The following is a 22,780-nucleotide window of genomic DNA, read 5'->3' as shown; positions in this document are numbered from 1 at the left end:
TTATTTATCCTCTATGCTGAGATCCTGCGCCAGCTTTTGCAGATCTTCGTTATTGTTAAGCACACGTTCCAGAATATTTTCTAACTCTTCTGAGCGATCAATTTTTGTCATCAGATCACGCAGTTTGTTACGCGTTGCCATCAGTTTATCCAGTGGTTCAACCTGCTTGACGATAGCTGCCGGTTCAAAGTCCTGCATCGATTTAAATTCCAGCTCAACACTAAACTGACTGTCATCACCGGCCAGTTTGTTATCTACTTTGAAATTCAGTTTCGGATTCATCCGTTTTAACACTTCGTCAAAGTTATCCCGGTCAATCTGTACAAAGCGGCGATCTTTTAAAGGTTTTAACGCTTCAGTGTTATGGCCGGCAAAATCGCCCATTACACCAACAACAAAAGGCAGTTCTTTTTTAACCGCAGCTCCTTCTGTTTCAACGTCATAAGTAATATGCACACGGGGCTTACGCACCCGGGATAATTTGCTGTGAATACTTTCCATTGACTTTCTCCTGTTACTCAGCTGTTGTTAATTTCAGTTCATGCCCATACAAAGAGCATTACTTTTGTTGCGGTATTCCCGCCAGCCGGAAGTAATGGTTACGGCTGTTGTTATCATCAATAAGCTCCTGCAACAGCTCCGGTAAACTCAGAGTGCTCCAGTGCACAACCTGCTCCAATGCATATGAAATGGGCGAGTGTGGCTCGGTTTTACGAAAAAATTCGGCTGACTGTTTCAGACTTAACAATACCTGTTCGCGCGTTTGCACCTGCTGCTGTACCGGATCTGCCTGGCTGACCACCTGCCCGTCTGCATCAGTTGTTATTGTTTGCTCAGCGCTTGTGGCGAACTGTGCCAGCTTGTCAGCCGCCAGATAATTAACGGCATCAAGGCATTTGTGCAGGGCCTTGCTAATGGCACTGGTTGGTTGCGGCTCGCCATTCATGGCGGCATCCATTGCCTGCGACAGCAGTGCAAACTCGGTTATTGCGGTTTCAATTTGCAGTTTTAGTTGCTGGTAAAACGCAGCCGGTGTCTCTGCTACAGCATCTTTAATTTGTTCCAGCGTGGCGATGCCGGCATCGGCTTTTTGCTTCTGGCGCTTTTCGTCTTTACGGGAAATATCAGAAGCGCGCTCATACTGCCAGCAGGCAAACTGGCCATGCGCCGTCATATCAGTTAGCGGAATACTCAGAATAGGCGTGATAAGGGCGCCGTCGCCCTCGTAACCATTTAGGCCAATAAGAGGTGCAATCCGAACCTCCATGCCATCTTCATCAGGTTGCGGGTACAGGCTTGGCCAGAAATGTTCTATTAACAAGCGGGTCGTTTTAAAACCGGCGCTCAGGCCAGCAAAACCATGAGTACGGCACAACGCTTCAATTAACCAGGCAGCATATTCAAGATCTTTAACCTGGCTACATAAAATAACCGGGATTTTTTCCGCCAGCGGCCGCCAGTCTGACGCTAAGGCCTGAAAATCTTCATCCTCTGCCAGCAAAGCACGTTCATTAGCCCGGGCTTGGCCACGGGTGTCTTTTAGCTGGTAGTACTGAGAAGTCGGTGAAATATCAGTACGCGGATCTATGCCAGCAGGCGCAGCAATATCTACGCCCTCAATTAACATTTCAAAGTCAATTAATTTACTGTAATCCATCACAACAACCCAAATGAGACGTTATCCAGACAAATATGTTACTTTATTGTTTTAATGATGACAACAGTTAACTAATATTTTCTAATTATTTATAAATATCGGAATTGTCACGTCCTTATCGTTAACATTTTGCAGATCGTTATTTACCTTGACTAAAATACAGGTAACATTGTCCCGTGCCCCGGCAACCAGGGTGGAATGCAGCAAAGCACGGTTGGCTTCTGCAATGTTATTGTGCGCCAGATACTGGCATATTTCGGCATCTGTCAGCTCTTTGTTCAGGCCATCACTACATAGTAAAAACAGATCTCCGGGTTGCCAGACGCCGCTGACAATATCAATGCTGACGTGCGGGTCTACCCCAACCGCACGGGTGATCACATTTGCCAGTTCATGCTGCTCTGCCTCACTGCTGCTAAGTAAACCTTGCTCTACCATGTCATTTACCTGACTATGGTCGCGGGTTACCTGCCGCAGCTGCTGATGGCGTAGTAAATAGCCGCGGCTATCACCTGCCCAGAGAAAGTGGTAATGCACTTTGTCCAGTAACAGCACCACAACGGTAGAGCCTGCTGTATGGCCATCTAAGTGCTGCCGGCTGTACCGGCAAAGCTCTGCATTTGCCTGATGCAAGGCCTGAGTTATCAGGTTTACGCTGGCTGTTTCGCCCCGCTGCATAGCTAACCGTATGGTGTCTACCACTAACTGGCTGGCGATATCGCCGGCTGCATGCCCGCCCATACCGTCAGCAACTACCCATACACCGCAATCGGCCAGATCCAGACAGGCATCTTCATTAAGTTTTCTGACTAATCCTTTATGTGTCTGGGCATGAGAAACAACCTGTTTCATAATTAAGATCCGTTTGAATTGATATCAGCCAGTTGCCACTGCCAGCGTTGCCAGTCGCCATTTAACATGGCCGCAAACTGCCCGACCTGAGGTAAACCACTGGTCACCAATGTACAGGGCTCTACCTGCTCTGAGCCTGCCGTCCACCACAAGCAATAACGACCAAACTGTTGCCGGTAGCTATGATGTAATAAGCTGGCGGCATCGGGTTCTTCTTCTGAGCGCAGCACCCAGGCTGGCCGGCCCTGGCTGGCAGACATCACAGGGCAGCTTATCTGTGGCGCTTGCGGCCAGTTAAACTCTGCAGTCTTTAATGCTGCAAACCAGGATTCCAATGCAAAATCATCGTCCAGTGTATGCAGTACCTGCTGCTCCAACACTTCAGCCCAGCCGGGCTGCATTCTGGCCTGCACAGGTGTGCACGCCAGAGCCCGGCTAATGGTAAACGGGTAATGCCGTCCCACCTGATCAACACTTGGCATCAGGCAGCCCATTTTCCCCTCGGTACCACATACCCCGGGCGATATAGCAAAATGCCAGATTGGGCTGGTCAGATAAGTTCCCAGCCAGTCCGCTCCTAATTGCTCCCGGCTGACAGCTAAAACAGCCTGCAGCCACTCATTCCAGGCATCGACAAAGTCTGCTGTCAGCCCCTGGGTAATAAAATCGCCGCGGCTGGGAATTTTGCCGCATATGCCTATTTCGGTTATAAACTTGCCGGACAACTGAAGGTCTCCAATGCACTGCTCCAAAATGGATTGTTAACGGTATCAGGTACCAGCTCTACCCGCGCTTTATTACCCTGCACAGCCAGATGCAGGACTTTATCCGTCCGGGTTTGCGGCCGGGCCTGGGTTAACTCATCCAGAAAACGGAACCAGGACCATTCACCTTCCTGACTAATATTGGAAGGTAAACCCGAGTTTGCCGGTGTAAACACAAGGCGGGTTTGTAATTTATTGCGATCACCCGGCCAGAAAAACTGTCGCGACCGGGTTGGGCCATGCCGGTATGACAGCTCCTGTCCGTCAAGCTCAAGCAATAAATGGGTGATATGCCGATCCAGATACACCGGCCTTAAACTAAAGCCCACTTTCAGCTTCTGGCTGCCACCGTCAAAAAACGCGGCCCGGATCTGCTGGGCTGACTGAAAGGTTTTCAGAACACTCTGATCTAAGCCGATATCACGTTTAAAGGTCCAGGTTGTGCTACTGGTATTAACAAAAGGTTGTAAATAATCTTTGAAGAATGCATCCAGCGTGCCGCCGTAGCCAAAGAAGCGCTCGAAGTCTCTGAGCTTAATATCTTCTTTTGAACGCCGGTTCAGCGGATAACGATCAGCAATAGCCCTTCTGTATTCTGCCAGTACAGTACCCTGCCAGGCTTCATTAATATGCTGCCGGCTGCCTTTGGCAAACAGCTTGGTTGTGTCAGCAGATAAACTGCCAAGCCAGTCAGAAAAAGGTGATGGGATATCGCTTTTCAACCGGCGCAGTGCCACGCTAAGCTCATTACCGCCCTCGCCGCTCAACTGGTTAGCATAGGCCTGGCGGGCCATGCCGCCCGGTACATATAACCGCTCCAGATAATCGTGGTACATGCGGCTGGTTTGAGCAATTTGCTCCAGCTGTGCGTCCTGAATGCTCAGTACTTCACTAAAGGCTCTCTCAACCTCAATGCCGGGTAACTGTTGTTGTAACGCCGACATGTTGTCGGGCAGCAGCCGGTTTAAACGGGCTTTCTGGCTGGAGAATTGTGTGTCGGCAACCTTACCCGCTACTTCTTTTGCCATATTCGCTTCAGCTGATTCAGGTAAACTGGTTAGCCGTACATTTTGCTGCACTGCGCGGATAATATTCTGTATTGGCTGCTCTGGCCCTGCCAGCACACGGGTAACAAACACCCCTTGTTCAACGTCACTGACAGCACTGATGCTGATATCGTCCAGCAACTCCTGCCATACATACACATAATCACGCAGGTACTTTTCAGTGACCTGATCAGACAGCGTGGTATCAGCCGCACCTTCATCACCCTCTGCGGCTTCACCATACACCCAGCTGTCCTGCATCAGGCTTCTGATAATACGACGCTTTTCAATGTTAAACAGGCCATGAAACCCCTTATAGGTATAAAGCCCTGAAATACCCTGCTGCAATGGCTGGCCACTTTTACGCTTAACCACTTTTACGCCGTCAGTACCCAATACATCAACCAGGCGAAAATCCGGAATATGGCTTTTCATCAGCTCGGTACGTACCCGCTGATAAGCTCTCTCAGCCAGTGGCACTGTCAGTAATAATTCGCGGGCGGCAACAACGACATCCTGCTGATAGGTAGCCCCTTTAATGCCACTTTCTAATAAGGCCTGCAGGTGGTTTTGCAACGACAACCGCAGCGGCTGGCTAACATCACCGGGATACTGGCGCTCGGTATAAAGGGCAAACCAGGAGCTGAGCTGCTCTGCGTTAAAGTGCTCCGGCCGGAACACCATCAGATAGGTTTTTAAGGTTTCATACAGGTAGTCACGGTGCTCCGCATTGCGCTGCATTTCTTCAGTTAATACCTGGGTAAAATAAGGCACAAAACTATGATACAGGCCATGTTGATAGGCAGTTCTACCTGCCTGCCCAAGCTTGTCGCCCTGATATAAACCAAGGTTTTTCGGGCCATCAACCGGGATCACACCTGAGTAACCGGCCGGTAAATCACGCAACAGGTTAAGTTGTTCGTTAAGCGCTACCACGTCCTGCTGCGATCTGGCTGAATCCGCCAGTTGCTGGTAGTCATTAACCGAAGCGGTAACCTGATCAACCAGACGGCTGTTCCAGTTGTAACTGCCTGTCCAGGCAACCAGTAACCAGCAAGCTGTTATCGCTGTGCCGGCCAGAACGCCACGGCGGATCCAGCGGTGCTTATTTTTATGGTGCAGATTAACCGACGCCAGCTCCCGTTCAGGAATAACAATTTCTTCAAAAAAGCGCTTGATAAAATAACCTTTACCCTCGCCGGTCTGGCGGCGCAGCGGCGGTTCAGCTAAGCCAAAATTGCTACCAAGCTGCGACATTATGCGATCAATTGGCACGCCTTCCTGCGTAGCACTGGCAATATAAACACCGCGCAACATAGTGGCTTTTTCAAAAGGGTTAGGCGCAAAAATCTCTTTCAGAAAATCGTCCGCAGCACTTTGCAGTAATCTTAGCTGGCGCGGAAACTCGTAAATAGCCGCACGGTTGTCCTGATCATGCTCGTACTGTAACCGGCTGAACAAACGTTGGGTCAAGCGGTTAATAATGGCGTGAAATTCTTTGTTAAACTGCGCCACGACACCTTTTTCACTGTCTGCCTGCGCCACATCAAAGGTCATACCCCATACCTGCTCACGTTCTTCCGGGGTAAGATGGTCAAAAAACTCAGTAAAACCGGCAATCAAATCTGCCTTGGTAAACATCACATAAACCGGAAAAGTCATACCGAGCTGGTTTTGCAGCTCCTGCACCCGTTGTTTAATAGCACGGGCATGCAAATTACGTTCGGTGCGGGTTTGGTTAAGTAAATCTGCCAGGCTGACAAACACAATTACGCCGTTTATAGGGCGACGCGGCCGGTGTTTGCGTAACAAACCAAGAAAGCCCTGCCAGGCAGTAGAATCCTGTGCGGCGTGGCTGTCCTGCGTGGTGTAACGCCCTGCAGTGTCTATCAGTACAGCCTTGTTAGTAAACCACCAGTCACACTGGCGGGTACCACCAATGCCTTCAATGGCATCCATGCCCATATGTTCTTTTAACGGAAATTCAAGCCCGGAATTGTGTAGCGCGGTGGTTTTGCCTGATCCCGGCGGACCAATCAGCATATACCAGGGTAACTGGTATATATCACGCGCTTTACTAAAACGGGCATGCTTTAAAATATCCAGCGCTTTTTGCATCCGCTCACGCAGCACCTCAATATCGCGCCGGGCCAGCTCGTCATGCTGTTGATGCTCTTCGCCATTTAGCAGTGTATCTACCGCCTGCTTGTGTGAACGGCTTTCACGTAATCCTTTAATGTAGTGGCTGCCGCCCCATATCAGAGCAATAACTAATAACGTCAGCAAACGTGCAGTTGCACTTGCCAGCGGTTCATATCCGGCTATGGCCAGCAAAGGGCCACCAAACCATATAAGCAGAGCTAAGGCCGTAAGACCCAGTACGGTAATAAAGACGCTGGATTTAAACAACCGTATAACCGGTTGCAGCGCTGATTTAACTTTCATAACACTTCCCTTGCTTAAGGCGTTACTGTAACAGGTCTATTTCTACCCGCCGGTTTAATGCGCGATTAGCTGCACTATCGTTTGGCGCTATAGGGTTGGCATCACCATGCCCTTCAGGCCAGAGCCGGCCACGTAAATCGGCACCGGAGGCCAGCGCATCAGACATAGCATTCGCCCGGGCCAGCGATAAATGCCAGTTAGACGGATATTTACTGGTAAAAATGGGTAAATTATCGGTATAGCCGCTAACGAGGATACGGCCTTCGGTACTTTCCAGTGCGCGGGCAATTTTCACCGCTATTGGTGCAAAACCTTCATTTATGCCGGTACTGCCAGGGCTGAACAGCTGATCAAGCCCGACACGGATCCTTACCCTGTCCGGCAACTCGATTACCTCAAGCAGCTCACGGCGGATCTCCGTTTGTAATAACTGCTGCAGTTTTATCGCGTCCTGGCGGGCTTTTGCCGTTACCACCTGCGGTGCATCCTGCTGCCAGCTAACCAGATTGTTTAACTGCCGGTGTACCTGATCAGAGTAGCTGTTTATCTGATAATTAAGGTACATATAGCTGCCAAGCAACGCAGCTCCCACTACCGAGCAGAATACCCATAACGGAAACTCTGCTTCCAGTTTACTGGCCGCAACAACCTGGCTGCGCCAGCCGGGTGACAACTCCCGCTCCGGCTCACCACGTTGTGAGCGGATAGCTTTGTATGCACGCTCACGATAGCCTTCAAGTTTTTCATAGCCGCGCTCTTCAACCCGCATTTTGCCGACAAAACCAAATGACAGACAAAGGTATTGCAGTTCCAGCAACAACAGGTTTTCACGTGGTGCGGCGATGGCACTGTCCAGCAAAGTAAAAAAGTACTCGCCACCGAAGGTTTCATTATGAAATGTCGACAACAGGCTCTCCGTGGCCCAGTCGCTGTTACCGCCCCAACTGGTGTTCAATACCGCTTCATCAATAAAAGAACACATGCAGTAGCGCGCATTTTCAATCAGCCCGCTACTAACAGCCTTATGCCTGAGTTGTTGTTCGTACTGATTAATTAACTGAATACACTGCGTTTTCAGGCTGGCGACATCAGCATGGCTGACAGTATTACGTATCGGCGGGATCAGCGAAAACAGCGCACCGGCTTCATCAATCAGAATATTGTCACTGATAGACAGCACCTGCATACGCTGCATATTGTCCGGCGCTTTAACATGGGCTGCCATGCGGGTTTTATCCGGATCTCCGGTATGTTCCTGCACCGGCGCAGGAGCATTGCTTTTAGCAGGAGCCCGGCCACCCGGACGGGGTTTCATCACGGTTTTATCAGACATTTTTTGTCATCCATGTTAGTCATAACCGCCTTTGCAGGCGTCAGGCTTTAATCGCCCAAAGTTCAATTTTCAAGCCGGGGTAATTACCGGACAAATGCAAAGCCAAACCACCGCTGTTTGCCAGCCGCTCCCAATAGATACTGCCCTTGTCTAACTGAAAATAATGGTAACCAGCGTGATATGGCACCTGGCGCGGTGCCACAGGTAAACCGGTTACCGCAATACCGGGCAACTGGTTATTCACCAATTCACGAATATGCTCTACCGGGCCAATTTTTAACCTCGACGGCAGATGTTTACGAATGTCTTCTGCCGGTAAATCTGCACTGACAGCCAACACAAACTGGGCGTATTCCAATAAGGTTTTATCTGTCAGAGGTGATACCAGAATGCCAAACTTGGCTTGCTCCAGCGGCAGTGCCTGTGCGGTTTGTTCCAGTACCACACTTAGCGTCTGGTTCATAATTACGCTTAAGTTGCCGAATACAGCCGTCAGATCATCGTGCTGATACTGAGGAAACTGCGGCGGTCTTTTCTGCCGGGCCGTAAAAGTAGCCAGTTCGCCCAGCATACTTATCATTAACCGGTACAGGCTTAGCGGGTGCTCAAGTACTCCGCTTTTCAAATGCCGTAATAGCGGCTCATAGCGGTTAAGCACCTGCAGCATTAAAAAATCGGCAATCGAATTGGCAGTACCCTGGCCTTTACCCAGCCGATCGGCTAAGGCATCAGCCCGCTGGCACAGCATGCCCAAAGCTTCAGTTAAAAAGGCCGACAGCTCAGGATCTTGCTGAATATCCAGCAGCGGCGGAATGTACTTTTTCAGCAATTTTACTTCGCCCTGCTCCGATACCTCGCGAATACGGGCCAGCGGTATGCAGATAAAGCCACCGCGATCTTCTGATTCCAGCTTCAGTAACAGCCTCAGCTTGGCCAGTTGTAACACCTCGGTGGCATCTTCAGCCAGGCTGTTATCTGCCACACTGTGTTCAGCATAACTGTAGCGGCTAATGTGAGAACTGCCGTCAGAGCTGATATTCTGCCCGTTAGCTTTATCCATCGCTAAACACAGGTATACCTGTTGATCGCGGCAGTTTTTCGGGATCTGAATAGCTGCCGGCAGTGCTTCAACTGCCGGTAATTGCAGTACAGTACCATCAGGCAGCACAGCTTCGAGCTCTGCCAGCCCAAACTGAGCAAACTTCAGGCTTTGCTGATCAATGTCACAGCGACGCACGCCCCAGCCATAAGGTAGCTGCATCGCCAGTTGTTGCTGGCGGGCATAGTCGAAGTAGCGCTCTTGTTGCTGAAAATGTTGGGGCCGTAAAAACAACCCCTCAGACCAGGAAATCCGGCTGTAGTCACTCATATTGAATTCCTTAAAACCGAAATTTACCGTTTACGTTCAAGATCATGCTCACGGATATACACAGCCAGTTTATCGACATAAACATAGAAGCTGTCATAACCGGTTGGCTTTACATCAACCACCGCACGCCATCTTGCCCCTTCAATATCGCGATATGCCGCTACCACCGCTACGGCTTTAGTAGCCGGTAGCAGCGCCATGCGATATTCCGTGCGCTGGCCCGGCTCAAACACCAGTTCATCTTTTTTCAGTAAATCGGTGCGTAAAACAGTTTCCGGGCTGTCATACAGTGCGAAAAAGTCCTGGTTTTCAAACACTGTTTTTGACGCCAGTTCATACACTTTAATAATGACCGGCGACGGGCGGCCATCAGCATCAGGGTTGATGTCGGCAGCAACACGAAAATGCAATTTTGTTGAAGGTGGAAAAGTGGCATAAACAGCCTGGCATCCGGCCAGCACCGTCAGGCTTAACCAAACCAGTACCAATATCTTGATTGTTTTCATTACTACAGCTCCTGCTTAATAATATGCTTGTGTAACTTTCTGTTATTTATGGCGTAAACAGGCTTCATAAGCACTGATAAAGTCGTCATTTACACCCTGTTGGTTTTTCTTGCCAAGCTCAGCTGTCAACTCTGTATGCAGTGCTTTATACCGGGCCCAGAATCTGGCCTGGCGCTGTGCCGGATTTAATTTGTCAACAAAGCTGCCACCAAAATCTGCTGCTTCGATTTTTTCTGGTGCCAGTTGCGTTAACATGCCGGCCATAGCACCTCTGGCGCCGGCAATAATAGCGGCCTCATGCTGGCTTATGTCAGCAAAAGCCTCTGCAATAGCTTGTCTGGCGGGCATAAAACTGGACCCCGGGCGGTTAAATAAATTGTGAAATGCATCATCAATGCTGGCAGAAAACTTAAGCGGATTGTTCTCGCGCTGTTGAAAGGTAGTTTGGTTAACACGAAAACTGTTTTTAACTTCAGAACGTGCACGCATTACATCCATCACGCCCAAAAGAGATTGTTGTAAGGCCTGCCCCAATTGCTCCCACCACTGGCTGGAGTCAACCGATTGTATGTTAGCCTGCGATACGCCAAGACCGTTAAGAAAAGCCTGCAGACAAGCCGCACTGTCAGCGGCCATAGCAGGTGTGGCACTTTTACGTTTATCTTTAACTACACTGCCGTGCACAATATCTGTGTTAGCAACCGTAGTGGCGGTTTGCTGTATTGGTTGTTCCGGTATTTTCTGCTGCCAGGGAGCTTCCCAGTCATCAGGAATTAATGCTGCCGGGGCCAGAAAATGCTCATCCATTGTCATTTCATGGCCATGCTCTCTGGCAGCAGTGGCTGTATGCGCACCGGCTAAGCCGAAAGCCGGGCCGGTCAGCTCTGCAACCGAAAAACCGCCGCTGGCGTTTTCGCTTGTATCGTAAGCGCCGGATTGATTAGCCGCTGTAGCATTTAGTACAGCCGGCGCAGAAGAAGTAGCCGCTGTTTTTTGTGTTGCTCCTGCCGCTGCCAGAGTGCTGTCGGGCAGAGCATCAATAAGCGCAACCTGAATTTCATAGTCACCCATGCACAGTACATCACCATGCTTTAACTGATAGCTGTTGCCCTGCCCCAGCGCTTCAACCGATCTGTTAACAAATAAACCATTGGTTGACTGATCAGTTATGCTGAATAACCCCTTATTACAGCTTATGCTGGCATGCACACCTGACACTACCCGCTCAGGATCAGGCAGATACCAATCTGCACGCTCTGAGCGCCCCAGAGTGCCGCCCGTGGTATCAAAGCGTTTTACCGCAACCTGTTTAGGTGATAAGCGGTGATAACTCAACACTGACAATTCAAGCAACCTGTCCTTTTGTCCCATACCACCTCCTGCAGCACTGCTATAAACACAATTTATTCACCATAAATCGGAAAAATAGATTAAGTTAAATTTATTGTTGCGTCAACAGCAACCAAATTAACAATTAGTAAAAATATGCTGATGACCTGGCCGGTTTTTTGTGAAATAATTGCGTAATTCAGTACGAAAACCAGTAACAAATAGTGCGATGCTTTTCGCAGTAGCCAGCTGAACAAGGAGTAAACGATGACGGATCAGAACCCTACAGGTGTCGACAACTTTGCTACCGAACAGGCGTCAGATGCAGATAAAACACGCTATGCGGTAAAAAAAAGTGTACTGTCAGACGCTACGCCGGTGGCTGCCTTGCAAAGCGGTATGCTGATAAAAGAGCGCTATCTGCTGGAGAGTAAAATTGGCTCTGGCGGCATGAGTGACATTTACCGCGCTACTGATCTGTTTTTGCAGCAAGCCGGAGTAAGTAACAGTACCGTTGCTATAAAGGTGCTGCAGCAGCAGTTTGTTGATCAGCCCGATGCTCTGCAATTACTGCTGCAGGAAGCGCATAAAACCCAGCAGCTGTCTCATCCAAACATAGTGCGGGTATTTGATGTTGACTCAGATCAGCAACATTACTTTATTGTTATGGAGCACCTTGATGGCGAAAGCCTGGATCAGGTTATTAAACGTTATAAGCCAAAAGGGTTGCCACTTAAATCTGCCATGAACCTGTTGTGCCAGATTGCTGACGCACTGGATTTTGCTCATAAAACAGGCATTGTGCATGCCGATTTAAAACCTGCCAATATTATGGTTAACCGCTCCGGCGAAGTTAAAGTACTGGATTTTGGCGTGGCACAAAAGTTACAGCTAAATCACGATATCTATGCCGCAGAGCAACAAAGCCAGACAGCTCCCCTAAGCGGTTATACCCCCGCTTATGCCAGCCCACAGCTGCTGGCGGGTAATACCCCCTGCGTGGCAGACGATGTATTTTCATTTGCCTGTTTAAGTTATGAATTACTGACCAGCAAACACCCTTTTGAACGCTTACCGGCAGACAAAGCACAGCAACAGAATAAGCAGGCCACAAAACCAGCCCATTTAAACCTGCTGCAATGGCACACGTTAAAGCGGGCGCTGCAGTTTGACAGTGCCAAACGTAATGTCAGTATCAGCGGTATTATTAAACAGTTTAAACAACCTGTATTACAGCCTGTAGTAACTGCCGCTGCAGTGCTGCTGCTTGGCTGGGGCGGCTGGCAATACCATCAGCAACAACAGGCAACCATAGCTGAACTTAGTAATCAAAGCAGCGCTTTACAACAAAAACAGCAGCAGTACCAACAACTGAACCAATTATCCGCTGCAGAGCTGCTGGCAGCGCTGCATACCAATAACAACAGAACCTTAGAAATTGAAGGTATTTTAAGATTACAGCAAAATGAAGTGTTGCAGCATTTTGAACAACAAATTGACAATATTATCAGTGATCGCAGCTTTAATTATCCGAATTATCCGGAGATAGAACGTATTCTGGCACAGGCACGCGAACTGTATCCGGACTCACACTACCTGGCAGGCCTTAGCAACAATATGCAGCGCAGTAAGCAAACCGCTATTGATGTATTGCGTTCTCAGTTAAACCAGCTATTACTAAACCGGCAATATCAGCAACAAAGCGATGCGCAGGATCCGTACAAAATTATTGCTGAGCTAAAACGCATCGACAGCCGTTATCAGGCCACACCCGACAACGCTGAAGCCGGTGTCTATGTAGCGGCATTTGAACAAGCCGTTACCACTAATGATGCCATGGCCCTGCAACACCTGATTAGTATCGGTGAGTTATTATTTTCACGCCACAGTGATACCGCAGGTTTAGTTGAGCAAGGACAACAACTGGCTGTAGCTGTAGATGCAATGGCAGCATACCGGCTGGCGCAAAGCAGTGGCGAAGCAGCTGTTTTTCCTTATCAGGCGGCAGAAATTTTTTATCAGCACAGCTTTTCATTACTGGAAAACGAACTGGCTGCCAGCGAAGCAGCAGAGCAGATAGATGCCGTTTATACCAAACTGCAGCAATATGACGCCGAAGTTCCGGCAGACTTTTCATTACACAAAGCAATGCGCCGTAAACTGGCGGATAAATATCTGGCGTTGTCCGGTGAGCTGTTAAAAACCAACCAGGTGCGCAATGCTGAGCGGCTAATGCGCCGCGCAAATGAATTAATGAGCAGCCTTAACAGCTAGGTGTTGCCCCCTAGCGATAAGCATCTACGCCCTGACACAGCTGTGTAATACCCAGCAAAGTACGGGGCGTAGTGCGGTAAATATAATCGGCATTCACGCTTAAATACTGATTTTTCTTCACTGCCGGCAGAGCACTGAACGGCCGCCAGTACGAGAAATCAGCAAGCACTTTTTCTGCCACCGGCTGAATAATCACCTCAGGCTGAGCCTGGATCACCTGTTCAATACCCACCTGCGGATAATCGCCTTTGCTATTGGCAAACGGATTATGAACAGCACATAACTGCAATATTTGCTGCGGCCAGGCCCGGTTAGCTATAGTGCTAAGCGGTGCAGTGCCCATAGCAAAAAAAGCGGTTACCGGTTTTTTATGCTGATATTGCCGGCGCAGCTGCTCCAGCTGTTGCTCAAACTGCAGCGCTTGTTGTTCGCCTTGCTGTGGATAACCGCTGAGCTGGCCGATTAAACGCAGCTCAGCGCCAATATCATCCAGTGTTAACGGATCAGAAAATGCCACTGTAACACCCAGCTGCTGCAAGCGGGTGATATCAGCCGCCGGGTTTCCGCTGCGCCAGGCAATAACTAAATCAGGTTGCAGTGCCAGTACCGCTTCAAAATTAATACTGGCATAACTGGAAATACGCGGCAGTGCCTGTGCAGCTAAAGGGTAATCACTGTAATCACTCACGGCCACCACCTGCTCACCGGCCCCCACGGCAAACAGCAACTCGGTAATATGCGGTGCCAGTGCAATAATGCGCTGTGGTTTAGCCTGTGCCGGTACTATCAGCAGCACTACCAGCAGCCCAACGAACAATAAAACTAATGGCCGGTACCCTGTGTTCACCAGTCAATCCCCCGCTGCGCTTTAATGCCATTGTCAAACGCATGTTTTACGTTCTGTACTTCGCTAACGGTATCTGCAAGTTCAACTAAACGCCGGTGGCAGGCCCGGCCGGTAATCACCACATGCTGCGCGGCCGGGCGTTGCAGCAAAGCCTGTTCGATACGCTGCAGCGGCAGATAACGATAAGTTAACATATAGGTTAGCTCGTCCAGCAGCACCACGTCTATGGCAGGGTCTGCCAGAAACTGTTCGGCCTGCTGCCACACTTGCTCTGCAGCGGCAATATCGGCTGCTTTATCTTGTGTGTCCCAGGTAAAGCCGGTAGCCATTACCGCAAACTGCACACCATGTTGCTGTAATAAGTTACGTTCACCGCAGTCCCAGCTCCCCTTTATAAATTGTACTACTGCAGCAGTGTAACCATGCCCGACAGCACGGGCCACAGTGCCAAAGCCAGAGGTAGATTTACCTTTGCCGTTACCGGTGATCACCAGCAGTAAGCCTTTTTCTTCAGTTGCCGCAGCCACTGCGCTGTCAACCTGAGATTTGAGCCGTTGCTGGCGTTCGCGGTGACGCTGTTGTTTTAATTCATCTGTTGCCATTACACATCGCTATAGCCGTTGCCGGCGCATAATAAGTAAGAAAAATACGCTGCCCACTAAAGAGGTGATAACCCCAAGCGGAATTTCCTGTTGCGGCAGCACGGTACGGGCCAGGTTGTCTACCCAGATCATAAATAAGGCCCCTACTACCGCACAGCCCAGTAACAGCCTGGCCGAGGTTACGCCAAAAAAATGCCGGACTATATGCGGGATCATTAAACCAACAAAAGCAATACCACCACACTGCGCCACAATACAGGCTGTCAGTAATGCAGTAGCCAGCAGTAAGATCAGCCGCAACCGCGCGGTATTCACCCCCAGTGTCCGGGCACTTTCATCACTAAGCAGCAGCGCATCCAGTTGGCGGCGCAGTGCCAGTGCCAGCAGCAGCACCGCCACCACCACCGGCGCCAGCAACATTACACTATGCCAGTCGGTGCGGCTTAAACTGCCCATTAGCCAGAATATTACCCGGTTAGCGGCAAAAGGCTCGGCAAAGTACAAAATAAAACTGCTGATTGCACTTAACATAAAAGACACCGCCACCCCTGCCAGCAGAGTCATCTCAACTTTACGCCAACGTTGCCCGGCACACACGGTAAATACCAGGGCAACAGCAAATAAAGCACCGGCAAAGGCGCCAAGTGCCAGGCTGATCAGCTGTGGCGGCAGCACTACGCTAACCAGCGTAGCGCCCAAACCGGCGCCGGCCATTAAACCAAATAAGTAAGGATCTGCCAGCGGGTTACGGCTGGCATTTTGTAACACGGCACCGGACACAGCAAGCCCGGCGCCTACCAGCACAGCACAGACTAAACGCGGCAAGCGGATTTGCCAGATAATGGTGTCGGCCAGTGGCGAAACACCCGGCTGGCCAGACAATACACTGACAATATCTGCCAGTGTTAAGCTGGCACTGCCCAGTGTCAAACTCAGCAGCATGCTCAGCAGCAGCAATAGCAAGGCAACAGACATTGCCAGCGAATAATGCCGCTTTAACATAAGCGCTCCGCAGAAGCAGGCATAAAGGTAACTTGCAGTTTATCTAAGCGCGGGTGCAGCGCTATTTCGCACGGCAAGCCAAATACCTGCGTCATAAGCTCTGGCTGCAATACCTCGGCAGCTGAACCAAAGGCCACCTGCCTGCCCTGATGTAATAACAGCAGCTTGTCGCAATACATCGCCGCCAGGTTTAAATCGTGCAGACACGCCAGCAGCGGAATGCCGAGCGCTTTAACCAGTTGCAGGATCTGGTGTTGGTACTGTACATCAAGGTGATTTGTCGGCTCGTCCAGCAGTAATAATGCAGGTTGCTGCACCAGCGCCCTGGCAATGTACAGCCGCTGTAATTCACCGCCGGATAACGTATCAACCACATCTGAGCACTTGCCGGCAAGCCCTGTTTTTTGCAGCGCAAGCTTAACCTGCGCCCTGTCATAGCTGCTGTTTAGTTCAAACCAGCTTTTATGCGGTAATAAACCCATGCTGGCAACCTGCTCTACTGTCAGCGCAAATAACGGAGCAGTAGTCTGGCTTACTACGGCCAGAGTTCTGGCAAGCTCTGCCGTGCCAAAGCTGGAGATATCCCGCTGCTTTAGCAAAATTTGTCCGCTTTGGGCACTAAGAGCCCCCTGGATCAGGCGCAGCAACGAGCTTTTACCGGCGCCGTTAGGGCCGATAATGCCAACAAACTCACCTTTTTGCAGTGAGAAACTGATGTTATGCAGAACCTGTTTTGCACCGAAACGCAAACACACGGCTGAAAGTTCAAGCAACACTGACTCCTGACAATAGCAGCAGCCAACTTGCTCAATACAGTAAGTTGCCACTGCTGTGAATTCCCGCACGCAGGTAAAAAGACATTAAGCTATGGCAGGTCTCCTGACTTAAAGCGGTAACCCACAATCGCCTTCCCGGAACATTACCAGTGGCATTTGATTGCAGCGCTTATTACAGTTGCGGGTACAGTGCGGGCTTTACACCCGCTTCCCTTTTCAGCGGGAATTATCCCGCACCAAAGCAGGCGCAGTGTAGCAGATTTAAAGAGGGGCAATCAAAATGAAACCGCCAGCATCAGGCTGGCGGTGGTAAATATTATTCCAGTGCGCTGAGCAGAGTCTTGTCCAAACCATCTTCTGTCAGAATTTTAACAATAGCCTGGCAGTGATCTACAGTAAAATCACCTTCTGCGATCTGGCCGTTTAGCATAGCCCGGCGTTTCATAACAATATCAGCAATCATTTTCTGGTTAGCTCCTTCGGCGCCACCCATTTTGCCGTAAAGTTTATCCAGATATGGATACAATATCTTTTCGGCATCATAAGCACTCTGGCGCACCGACGGATGAAAATCCTGACAAGCATTCAAATTCAGCAGATAAAAGTTTAAATAACCGGCCACGGTTATCAGTTTATAATCTTGTGCATTCGCGGCAGCAGTTGTTGACATTGCTACCGCAACAATAGCGGCGCTTACCCATTTTTTCATTATGACTTCCTGTTATTCCACTTTCATTGCTATTCAATCTAAACAGAAAGTCGCTTTTTTGCAATGTTAACAAGCTAAAAAGCAGCGCCTGCAATACCGGGCCTGGTAATGCTACGCGTCATACAACATAAACAGCTTTCACCGCACTAAGGCGTTGTATCCGCAGCCAGAGGCAATAGCAGCAAATCATTTAATTCCGGCCCGCCACCGCGGTTGCCACTACCGGCAGCAATATACAGCACACCATTGTGTATGGTTGCCTGAGTGCCATGCCGGCCAGATGGCAAAGCAGGCCATGTCTGCCATTGCTTTGTGGCAGGGTTATAGGCTTCCACTTCATTGTGCGCACTTATCTGGCGCAGGCTTTCACCGCCGATAACAACCAGTTGGCCATTCACCGCCACGGCGGCAGTGCCCGCCCTTGGTGTAGGTAACGGCGCATCCAGCGTATGCCAGCGCCGGGTTTTAATATCATAAACATCCACCGCAGACACAGTCAGTGACATCGTCTCGCCGGTATCATGTGACGACATGCGCCCGGCCGCAGCATAAATCTGATCATCAATAACAACGGCATGAAAATGATCGCGGGCATGTGGCGCATCAGCCAGCTCTGTCCATTGTCCGGTTGCCGGGTTAAATACATCCAGCCAGGCGACAAAACCGCTCATATGGCCACGGTTATTACCACCAATAAGATAAATAAGCCCGTTATGCACTACCACACCACTGCCGCCGCGTTGCCGGTGCGCCGGGATCTCCGGCCCGGTTTGCCAGGTATCAGTAGCGGGGTTATAAATCAGTATATTGGCAACGGATTTTTCTTCCGGAAAACCTCCGGTTAAGGCGCCTAACACATATAACTTGTCATCATAGGCAACTGCCTGCATATGGTGCAGCTCAAACGGCGGTGTGGCTCCCTGCTGCCATTGCCCGGTAGCCGGATTAAAAATATCTAAAGGCCGCTCGCCACGCCCGCCCAGTAAATACAAACGCCCTGCCACGGCAACAAAACCATTTTCATGCCGGGCAGCAGGTGTTGCCTGCACATTTTGTGTTTGCCACTGCGCCTGTTGTACCGTTACAGACGGCCGGTTGTTTAGCGGTTTCTGGCTGGTATCTGCAGTAGCGGCAAAGGGTAACAATGTCCAAACAGCCAGCCATAGATAACGAAAAGATGTGCGGGCAGTATTAACAACTAAGTGGCTATTAAGCATAGTGCCTCCGTTCCTGAAATCTATATCATAGTCCAGATTAGCTGCGCTGCAGACCGGCATTATTTACTTACTTCATTACTTTTTTGCGTTTTACCGCCTGTGTAACGATGCCGCCTTTGCTTGTTATGTGTTTGCTAACTTTCATCAAGACTATCTTGTGCTGATTCTCTAAGCCATTCATCCGCATCACCTTCTTGCAGCAACCATCTGGCTAAAGGTTTTGTTAACGGATTACCTCGTCGTTTAAGCTGGCCAAGCGCAAAGCTTTAGGTCGGCTGGGGCGCAGCATAAGCAGGCCCGGCAACGTTAGCGGCGGCGATAGCCTTATGCAACAGACTCTCCCACGAAGTTAAGCTCAACCCCGTTACCCGCGGGATCTGAAAGAAAAAGTTGCACTTGATTCATTTCAGAGACAATCGATTGTTTGTACTCAACACCTTGTGAATCAAGCCATTTTTTGGCTGACGAAAGCCCTGTTACTCGGAATGCGAAGTGATCTAAGTAGGTGTGTGAGCCAGATCTATTATCTTCAGACACCGTTAAGTGAATGATTGCTTTTTCTGAAGCATAAAGCCAATACCCGGCACGTCTGAAGTTGGGCCTATTACCAACCTTCAGGCCTAAAATCTTTTCATAAAATTCACGGACCTCTTCAATGAGATTCTCTGGTCCCGAAATATTCAGATGATCGATACTTTCTACTTTCATAGCTTTATGGCTTGACGCTGACAGCAGCAGCCACAGGCCGGTAAGTGCTGCGTATTGTTATCTGCCTTAACCATTCTCGTAAATTCATCCGCTATTACTCATTTGTTGAACTGACGTATTTGAATATGGTTACCATCACGATCAGCGATGTTTGAAACTTTAAATACAGGATTACTCCACTCCCCCCCGAATGCCTGGCCACCTAATTTAACAGCATTTTCTCTCGACATAGCCATATCATCTACCGTGAGGAAAAGTTTAATGGGGCTAAACGCTTTAGCAGGCATATCGAATGGTGGAACATGAATGACTAAGTTGAAACCATTCGTTTCCAGGCTGATAAAATCATTGGTTTTTCGAACAACGCGCATATCAAAAAGTTTTTCATAAAACTCCGATAAGTTGCCCAAATCGCCAGAGTAGATAAGAACGCCGTTTTGCGCAGGCCCTGACATGTGCTTTTCCTTGCCGTGTACTGTAGATTGAAATAATGCAGATAAAATAAAGAATGCAAAAGCAAAATATTTAATTTTGTTACGCATAAACGCCTCCCAGCACATAACACCCCACACAAGGGCGACCAAATAAGCGCAGCGTTTTGGCTGTTCCAGCGACCAACGGGAGCGATTGCTGCGGATAGTTATGTTGCTGACTGCGGAATTGGTAATTTATGCGCTTTTAAAAAACTAAGTTTATCCCAATAACCACGTTGAAACACAATTAAGTCTTCTCGAATTTGAAAAAAGCCACATCCTCTGAAACCAATAGGATCTTTCCACTCTAATATTGCCCATTCTCCATCTTCGAACACATTTTCAACGATGCAGGCCATTTCAGCATTAGCAAACTCACTGGCAAACATATCATGTATGGCCTGTTTACCTTTTACAGGTTCATTTGCCACTTGATGATTTACAGCATCACTGGCGTAGAAATTTGCAATTTTTTCAGCATCACCTTCATTAAATGCTTCTACCCAAGCAAAAATCAGTTCTTTCGGACTCATAGAATCTCCTAAGTTTCTAAGCCTCATGACGCCGCATTCTGCGGCAACTTCGGAGCGCAGCGGAGGATTTGTCCGGCAATAGTGCATTGTTAAGCATTCTTGCTGTCGACCTCAACTGCAATATCGAAGTGGAACACATCCTCGATGGTGCCCAGCTTTGAATACAACTCAATGGCTGGCTGATCCTCTACGCCTTTGTCGGCTTGAACATAAATCACATACGCGCCGCGTGCAGCGCCAACAGCCTTTAGCTCATGGATAAGGGCCGAGGCAACGCCCTTTCTGCGAAAATCAGAAATGACCGCGAGGTCATAAATATATATCTCGCTTCTTTCCTGTTCAAACTTCTTCAGTTCATACGCAGCGATAGCACCTACGACTTTTTCTCCATCAACAGCAGCAAGCGCAATAAAGTTAGATGTGCCAAGTAATGCTTGAAGGTAGCTTGACGACGGCTTGTTTCTGGAGTAACTCACTTCGTCATCAAATACCTGCCCGAACATCTCACTTATAGATTGCAACAAAGCAACATCATTTTCATTTAGATGGATAATTTTGACTGGCACTTGCCCTCTCCTGATGCATGTAACGCCCGCCACAAACGCGAGCAACTTGTTGCAAGTCGAGCGACCAAAAGGCGCGTTTTTTATGGCTATTGTTATATGACAATTCACTCAACCCCATCATCGAAGCCGTCTGCTCTTGCCTTTACTATCTCCGCTATTGCCGAAAATATTGTGAAATCACCGCTTAAAACCTGCTCGCCATGCTCTTTTAACAACATTGCCAGCAGCGGCAATTGCGCTATTTGGTTAAGAGTAGTAATGCTCTCTGTTGCCGGATATTCACCGGTTTTAGCTTTTACTAAATCGTAGAGATCAAAATTCTGAAAACCAACATAATTACCTACAGCAATTCGGACTCTCCCGCCCCAATTTGTCCCTTCAACGATAACTTGAACAGTATCGCTTTTGTAGCGAACCCTAAATTGATCGCTTTCATGCTCGCTAGTGAATAGTTAGACCTCACCTTGCAATACTGCTGCTGCGATTTTATAAGCTGCATACTCAGCTTGGAACCTGCGAGGATAATCGTCAGGTACTATTTCAATTGCCTCAACCTCTAAAGAGCCGGAAAATTCTGCATTTGCTTTGGCTACTCCTGAAAGAACCTCTGCAATGTGATTTTCCAGATCAAATTTCACTGAGGCTTCGTGCTTTTCTTGCGTAAGCATGTAAATGATTTTTGGGCCATTTTCTGGCTGTCTTCCAAAGCGTATAGAGACAAGGACGCAGGCTGGCCCTGTAACGTGCGGGGCTCTGTAGAAGATGGAGCGCAATATTTCCATGGCGGGTTCTAACGCTCAAATTTAGCGCGAAAAGCCGCGCAGCGGGTTGGCGTCCCAGCGACCGTAGGGAGCGAGTGATGCGTATTATTATGTGTGAATTTCGAATCGAAGCTCCCCGCCAGATATTTTTATATTGCCAAAATCACCGGTAAGCTCAAATCCACTAACGACCACCTGTAATGTATCAATGTTGCCATAATCAATTGAACCGTCTGGATCAGTTGATGACATTACAGCTGATTTAGGTTTTAAACCGGTTACGGAAACTGTATTAACGAATTGAAGTGTGGCTTTTCGGTAACACGTATATTCATTTAGCTTTGGCTCAACATAATATTTTGACTCTGGCCAAATGCTAGCTACCAGTTCAAAGCAAAGGCGGTTTTTTTCATAACTCCAATCTAAAACGAAAGAATCATTGAGATCGATACCCTTAAATACTTCCATTTGACGCCAATCCATAGTCATTCACACATAACGCTCAAAGCAAGCGCGCGGTACGCGTCGCTTTGCCTTAGCTTGTTAGCAGCCAAACTTATCCTGTGCGATGAGGATATCATTTGTGATTTCAACTATGACCCGCTCATAATGCTTTGGAAATTGATTCGCTTTGTTTAGCGTATTTCTGATAAGCAAAATAGCGTGATCATGAATGTTTATACCGCCTCTGACTTCGGTCTCCAATATCTCGGTTACAAGATCGAAACCAATATACGATTCAGCGGCGGCCTTGAACTGTTCGAAATTCATTACTTGCTGCTCAATTACAATGTTATTACGTTTTAGCTCTTCAGCTTTTACAAAAGATGGAGCTACGTCAGTTATGAAATTGTACGGGCTTAATTTCCCAACCGGAATTCCTAAAGAACTCAATTTCAGTGCGATTTTTTCAATTAACTTCATAGTTTGATTTGTAAGCGTCCATTTTAGGACGTATTGACGCCTTATAGATTTCGGCCAAGCATCCTGGCTAGATGTCTTTCATGATCT

At 48.7% G+C, this 22,780-nt stretch carries 23 protein-coding genes and 1 riboswitch; of the genes, 1 reads left to right on the top strand and 22 read right to left on the bottom strand.

From position 1 onward, the window contains the following. The 9 genes from tssB to tagH form a co-directional block, all read right to left on the bottom strand. Entirely contained in the window at positions 1–501 is a 501-nt protein-coding gene (tssB, locus tag J3B89_RS10300) for a type VI secretion system contractile sheath small subunit (protein ID WP_068231692.1), read from the bottom strand. A 58-nt stretch (positions 502–559) separates the two neighbouring features. Continuing rightward, entirely contained in the window at positions 560–1,657 is a 1,098-nt protein-coding gene (gene tssA, locus J3B89_RS10295) for a type VI secretion system protein TssA (RefSeq protein WP_215397485.1), read from the bottom strand. 81 nt (positions 1,658–1,738) lie between these two features. Then, complete coding sequence (locus J3B89_RS10290) at positions 1,739–2,509, bottom strand: PP2C family protein-serine/threonine phosphatase (protein ID WP_215397484.1); 771 nt, start codon at positions 2,507–2,509, stop codon at positions 1,739–1,741. Positions 2,510–2,511: 2 nt separating this feature from the next. Beyond that, on the bottom strand, positions 2,512–3,234 hold the full coding sequence (tagF, locus tag J3B89_RS10285; RefSeq protein WP_215397483.1) for a type VI secretion system-associated protein TagF: 723 nt from the start codon (positions 3,232–3,234) through the stop codon (positions 2,512–2,514). Then, a complete protein-coding gene (tssM, locus tag J3B89_RS10280) occupies positions 3,216–6,764 on the bottom strand; it encodes a type VI secretion system membrane subunit TssM (protein WP_215397482.1) in 3,549 nt (1,182 codons plus the stop codon). The genes tagF and tssM overlap by 19 nt, the downstream gene beginning before the upstream one ends. A gap of 22 nt (positions 6,765–6,786) precedes the next feature. Further along, on the bottom strand, positions 6,787–8,097 hold the full coding sequence (gene tssL, locus J3B89_RS10275; protein ID WP_215397481.1) for a type VI secretion system protein TssL, long form: 1,311 nt from the start codon (positions 8,095–8,097) through the stop codon (positions 6,787–6,789). A 40-nt stretch (positions 8,098–8,137) separates the two neighbouring features. After that, the gene (gene tssK / locus J3B89_RS10270) at positions 8,138–9,466 is read right to left on the bottom strand and encodes a type VI secretion system baseplate subunit TssK (RefSeq protein ID WP_215397480.1); all 1,329 of its coding nucleotides are present in this window, start codon (positions 9,464–9,466) and stop codon (positions 8,138–8,140) included. 23 nt (positions 9,467–9,489) lie between these two features. Beyond that, a complete protein-coding gene (gene tssJ / locus J3B89_RS10265; protein WP_215397479.1) occupies positions 9,490–9,972 on the bottom strand; it encodes a type VI secretion system lipoprotein TssJ in 483 nt (160 codons plus the stop codon). A gap of 42 nt (positions 9,973–10,014) precedes the next feature. Beyond that, positions 10,015–11,343, bottom strand: a complete 1,329-nt coding sequence (gene tagH, locus J3B89_RS10260) for a type VI secretion system-associated FHA domain protein TagH (protein WP_215397478.1) — start codon at positions 11,341–11,343, stop codon at positions 10,015–10,017. A 225-nt stretch (positions 11,344–11,568) separates the two neighbouring features. On the opposite strand from tagH, the gene J3B89_RS10255 reads away from it, so the two are divergent. Continuing rightward, positions 11,569–13,575, top strand: a complete 2,007-nt coding sequence (locus J3B89_RS10255) for a serine/threonine-protein kinase (RefSeq protein ID WP_215397477.1) — start codon at positions 11,569–11,571, stop codon at positions 13,573–13,575. A gap of 10 nt (positions 13,576–13,585) precedes the next feature. On the opposite strand, the gene J3B89_RS10250 is transcribed toward J3B89_RS10255, so the two are convergent. From J3B89_RS10250 to J3B89_RS10190, 13 genes are all read right to left on the bottom strand, one after another. After that, positions 13,586–14,422, bottom strand: a complete 837-nt coding sequence (locus J3B89_RS10250) for a cobalamin-binding protein (protein ID WP_349814212.1) — start codon at positions 14,420–14,422, stop codon at positions 13,586–13,588. Then, a complete protein-coding gene (gene cobO, locus J3B89_RS10245) occupies positions 14,419–15,024 on the bottom strand; it encodes a cob(I)yrinic acid a,c-diamide adenosyltransferase (protein WP_215397476.1) in 606 nt (201 codons plus the stop codon). The genes J3B89_RS10250 and cobO overlap by 4 nt, the downstream gene beginning before the upstream one ends. A gap of 9 nt (positions 15,025–15,033) precedes the next feature. Next, the gene (locus tag J3B89_RS10240; RefSeq protein WP_215397475.1) at positions 15,034–16,026 is read right to left on the bottom strand and encodes a FecCD family ABC transporter permease; all 993 of its coding nucleotides are present in this window, start codon (positions 16,024–16,026) and stop codon (positions 15,034–15,036) included. Further along, positions 16,020–16,799: an ABC transporter ATP-binding protein gene (locus tag J3B89_RS10235; RefSeq protein WP_215397474.1), complete on the bottom strand. Its 780-nt coding sequence runs from the start codon at positions 16,797–16,799 to the stop codon at positions 16,020–16,022. The genes J3B89_RS10240 and J3B89_RS10235 overlap by 7 nt, the downstream gene beginning before the upstream one ends. Positions 16,800–16,878: 79 nt before the next feature. Continuing rightward, positions 16,879–17,058, bottom strand: a riboswitch (cobalamin riboswitch). Positions 17,059–17,118: 60 nt separating this feature from the next. Next, positions 17,119–17,511, bottom strand: coding sequence for a hypothetical protein (locus tag J3B89_RS10230; protein ID WP_215397473.1), 393 nt, complete (start codon positions 17,509–17,511; stop codon positions 17,119–17,121). Positions 17,512–17,657: 146 nt separating this feature from the next. Next, a complete protein-coding gene (locus tag J3B89_RS10225) occupies positions 17,658–18,728 on the bottom strand; it encodes a Kelch repeat-containing protein (protein ID WP_215397472.1) in 1,071 nt (356 codons plus the stop codon). 324 nt (positions 18,729–19,052) lie between these two features. Continuing rightward, complete coding sequence (locus tag J3B89_RS10220) at positions 19,053–19,436, bottom strand: VOC family protein (protein ID WP_215397471.1); 384 nt, start codon at positions 19,434–19,436, stop codon at positions 19,053–19,055. A 98-nt stretch (positions 19,437–19,534) separates the two neighbouring features. Then, the gene (locus tag J3B89_RS10215; protein ID WP_215397470.1) at positions 19,535–19,978 is read right to left on the bottom strand and encodes a VOC family protein; all 444 of its coding nucleotides are present in this window, start codon (positions 19,976–19,978) and stop codon (positions 19,535–19,537) included. A 98-nt stretch (positions 19,979–20,076) separates the two neighbouring features. Beyond that, positions 20,077–20,442, bottom strand: coding sequence for a nuclear transport factor 2 family protein (locus tag J3B89_RS10210; protein ID WP_215397469.1), 366 nt, complete (start codon positions 20,440–20,442; stop codon positions 20,077–20,079). A gap of 89 nt (positions 20,443–20,531) precedes the next feature. Next, complete coding sequence (locus J3B89_RS10205) at positions 20,532–21,008, bottom strand: AAC(3)-I family aminoglycoside N-acetyltransferase (protein WP_215397468.1); 477 nt, start codon at positions 21,006–21,008, stop codon at positions 20,532–20,534. Between the two features lie 452 nt (positions 21,009–21,460). Beyond that, a complete protein-coding gene (locus J3B89_RS10200; RefSeq protein ID WP_215397467.1) occupies positions 21,461–21,790 on the bottom strand; it encodes a hypothetical protein in 330 nt (109 codons plus the stop codon). An 87-nt stretch (positions 21,791–21,877) separates the two neighbouring features. Beyond that, complete coding sequence (locus J3B89_RS10195) at positions 21,878–22,237, bottom strand: hypothetical protein (RefSeq protein ID WP_215397466.1); 360 nt, start codon at positions 22,235–22,237, stop codon at positions 21,878–21,880. Between the two features lie 75 nt (positions 22,238–22,312). After that, complete coding sequence (locus tag J3B89_RS10190) at positions 22,313–22,693, bottom strand: hypothetical protein (protein ID WP_215397465.1); 381 nt, start codon at positions 22,691–22,693, stop codon at positions 22,313–22,315. Positions 22,694–22,780: the final 87 nt, after the last annotated feature.

The organism is Rheinheimera oceanensis (assembly GCF_018831085.1).
In the GTDB taxonomy this organism is placed as follows: Bacteria; Pseudomonadota; Gammaproteobacteria; order Enterobacterales; family Alteromonadaceae; genus Alishewanella; species Alishewanella oceanensis.
Note: the sequence above shows the minus strand (reverse complement) of the source record. Positions and strands in the feature narration are given on the sequence as shown.

What these genes read in the sequence shown, in the direction of transcription:
- tssB (WP_068231692.1), bottom strand. Translation starts at nt 501, where the DNA reads ATGGAAAGTATTCACAGCAAATTATCCCGGGTGCGTAAGCCCCGTGTG.
- tssA (WP_215397485.1), bottom strand. Translation starts at nt 1,657, where the DNA reads ATGGATTACAGTAAATTAATTGACTTTGAAATGTTAATTGAGGGCGTA.
- J3B89_RS10290 (WP_215397484.1), bottom strand. Translation starts at nt 2,509, where the DNA reads ATGAAACAGGTTGTTTCTCATGCCCAGACACATAAAGGATTAGTCAGA.
- tssM (WP_215397482.1), bottom strand. Translation starts at nt 6,764, where the DNA reads ATGAAAGTTAAATCAGCGCTGCAACCGGTTATACGGTTGTTTAAATCC.
- tssL (WP_215397481.1), bottom strand. Translation starts at nt 8,097, where the DNA reads ATGTCTGATAAAACCGTGATGAAACCCCGTCCGGGTGGCCGGGCTCCT.
- tssK (WP_215397480.1), bottom strand. Translation starts at nt 9,466, where the DNA reads ATGAGTGACTACAGCCGGATTTCCTGGTCTGAGGGGTTGTTTTTACGG.
- tssJ (WP_215397479.1), bottom strand. Translation starts at nt 9,972, where the DNA reads ATGAAAACAATCAAGATATTGGTACTGGTTTGGTTAAGCCTGACGGTG.
- tagH (WP_215397478.1), bottom strand. Translation starts at nt 11,343, where the DNA reads ATGGGACAAAAGGACAGGTTGCTTGAATTGTCAGTGTTGAGTTATCAC.
- J3B89_RS10255 (WP_215397477.1), top strand. Translation starts at nt 11,569, where the DNA reads ATGACGGATCAGAACCCTACAGGTGTCGACAACTTTGCTACCGAACAG.
- cobO (WP_215397476.1), bottom strand. Translation starts at nt 15,024, where the DNA reads ATGGCAACAGATGAATTAAAACAACAGCGTCACCGCGAACGCCAGCAA.
- J3B89_RS10240 (WP_215397475.1), bottom strand. Translation starts at nt 16,026, where the DNA reads ATGTTAAAGCGGCATTATTCGCTGGCAATGTCTGTTGCCTTGCTATTG.
- J3B89_RS10230 (WP_215397473.1), bottom strand. Translation starts at nt 17,511, where the DNA reads ATGAAAAAATGGGTAAGCGCCGCTATTGTTGCGGTAGCAATGTCAACA.
- J3B89_RS10225 (WP_215397472.1), bottom strand. Translation starts at nt 18,728, where the DNA reads ATGCTTAATAGCCACTTAGTTGTTAATACTGCCCGCACATCTTTTCGT.
- J3B89_RS10220 (WP_215397471.1), bottom strand. Translation starts at nt 19,436, where the DNA reads ATGAAAGTAGAAAGTATCGATCATCTGAATATTTCGGGACCAGAGAAT.
- J3B89_RS10215 (WP_215397470.1), bottom strand. Translation starts at nt 19,978, where the DNA reads ATGCGTAACAAAATTAAATATTTTGCTTTTGCATTCTTTATTTTATCT.
- J3B89_RS10210 (WP_215397469.1), bottom strand. Translation starts at nt 20,442, where the DNA reads ATGAGTCCGAAAGAACTGATTTTTGCTTGGGTAGAAGCATTTAATGAA.
- J3B89_RS10200 (WP_215397467.1), bottom strand. Translation starts at nt 21,790, where the DNA reads ATGGAAATATTGCGCTCCATCTTCTACAGAGCCCCGCACGTTACAGGG.
- J3B89_RS10195 (WP_215397466.1), bottom strand. Translation starts at nt 22,237, where the DNA reads ATGGAAGTATTTAAGGGTATCGATCTCAATGATTCTTTCGTTTTAGAT.
- J3B89_RS10190 (WP_215397465.1), bottom strand. Translation starts at nt 22,693, where the DNA reads ATGAAGTTAATTGAAAAAATCGCACTGAAATTGAGTTCTTTAGGAATT.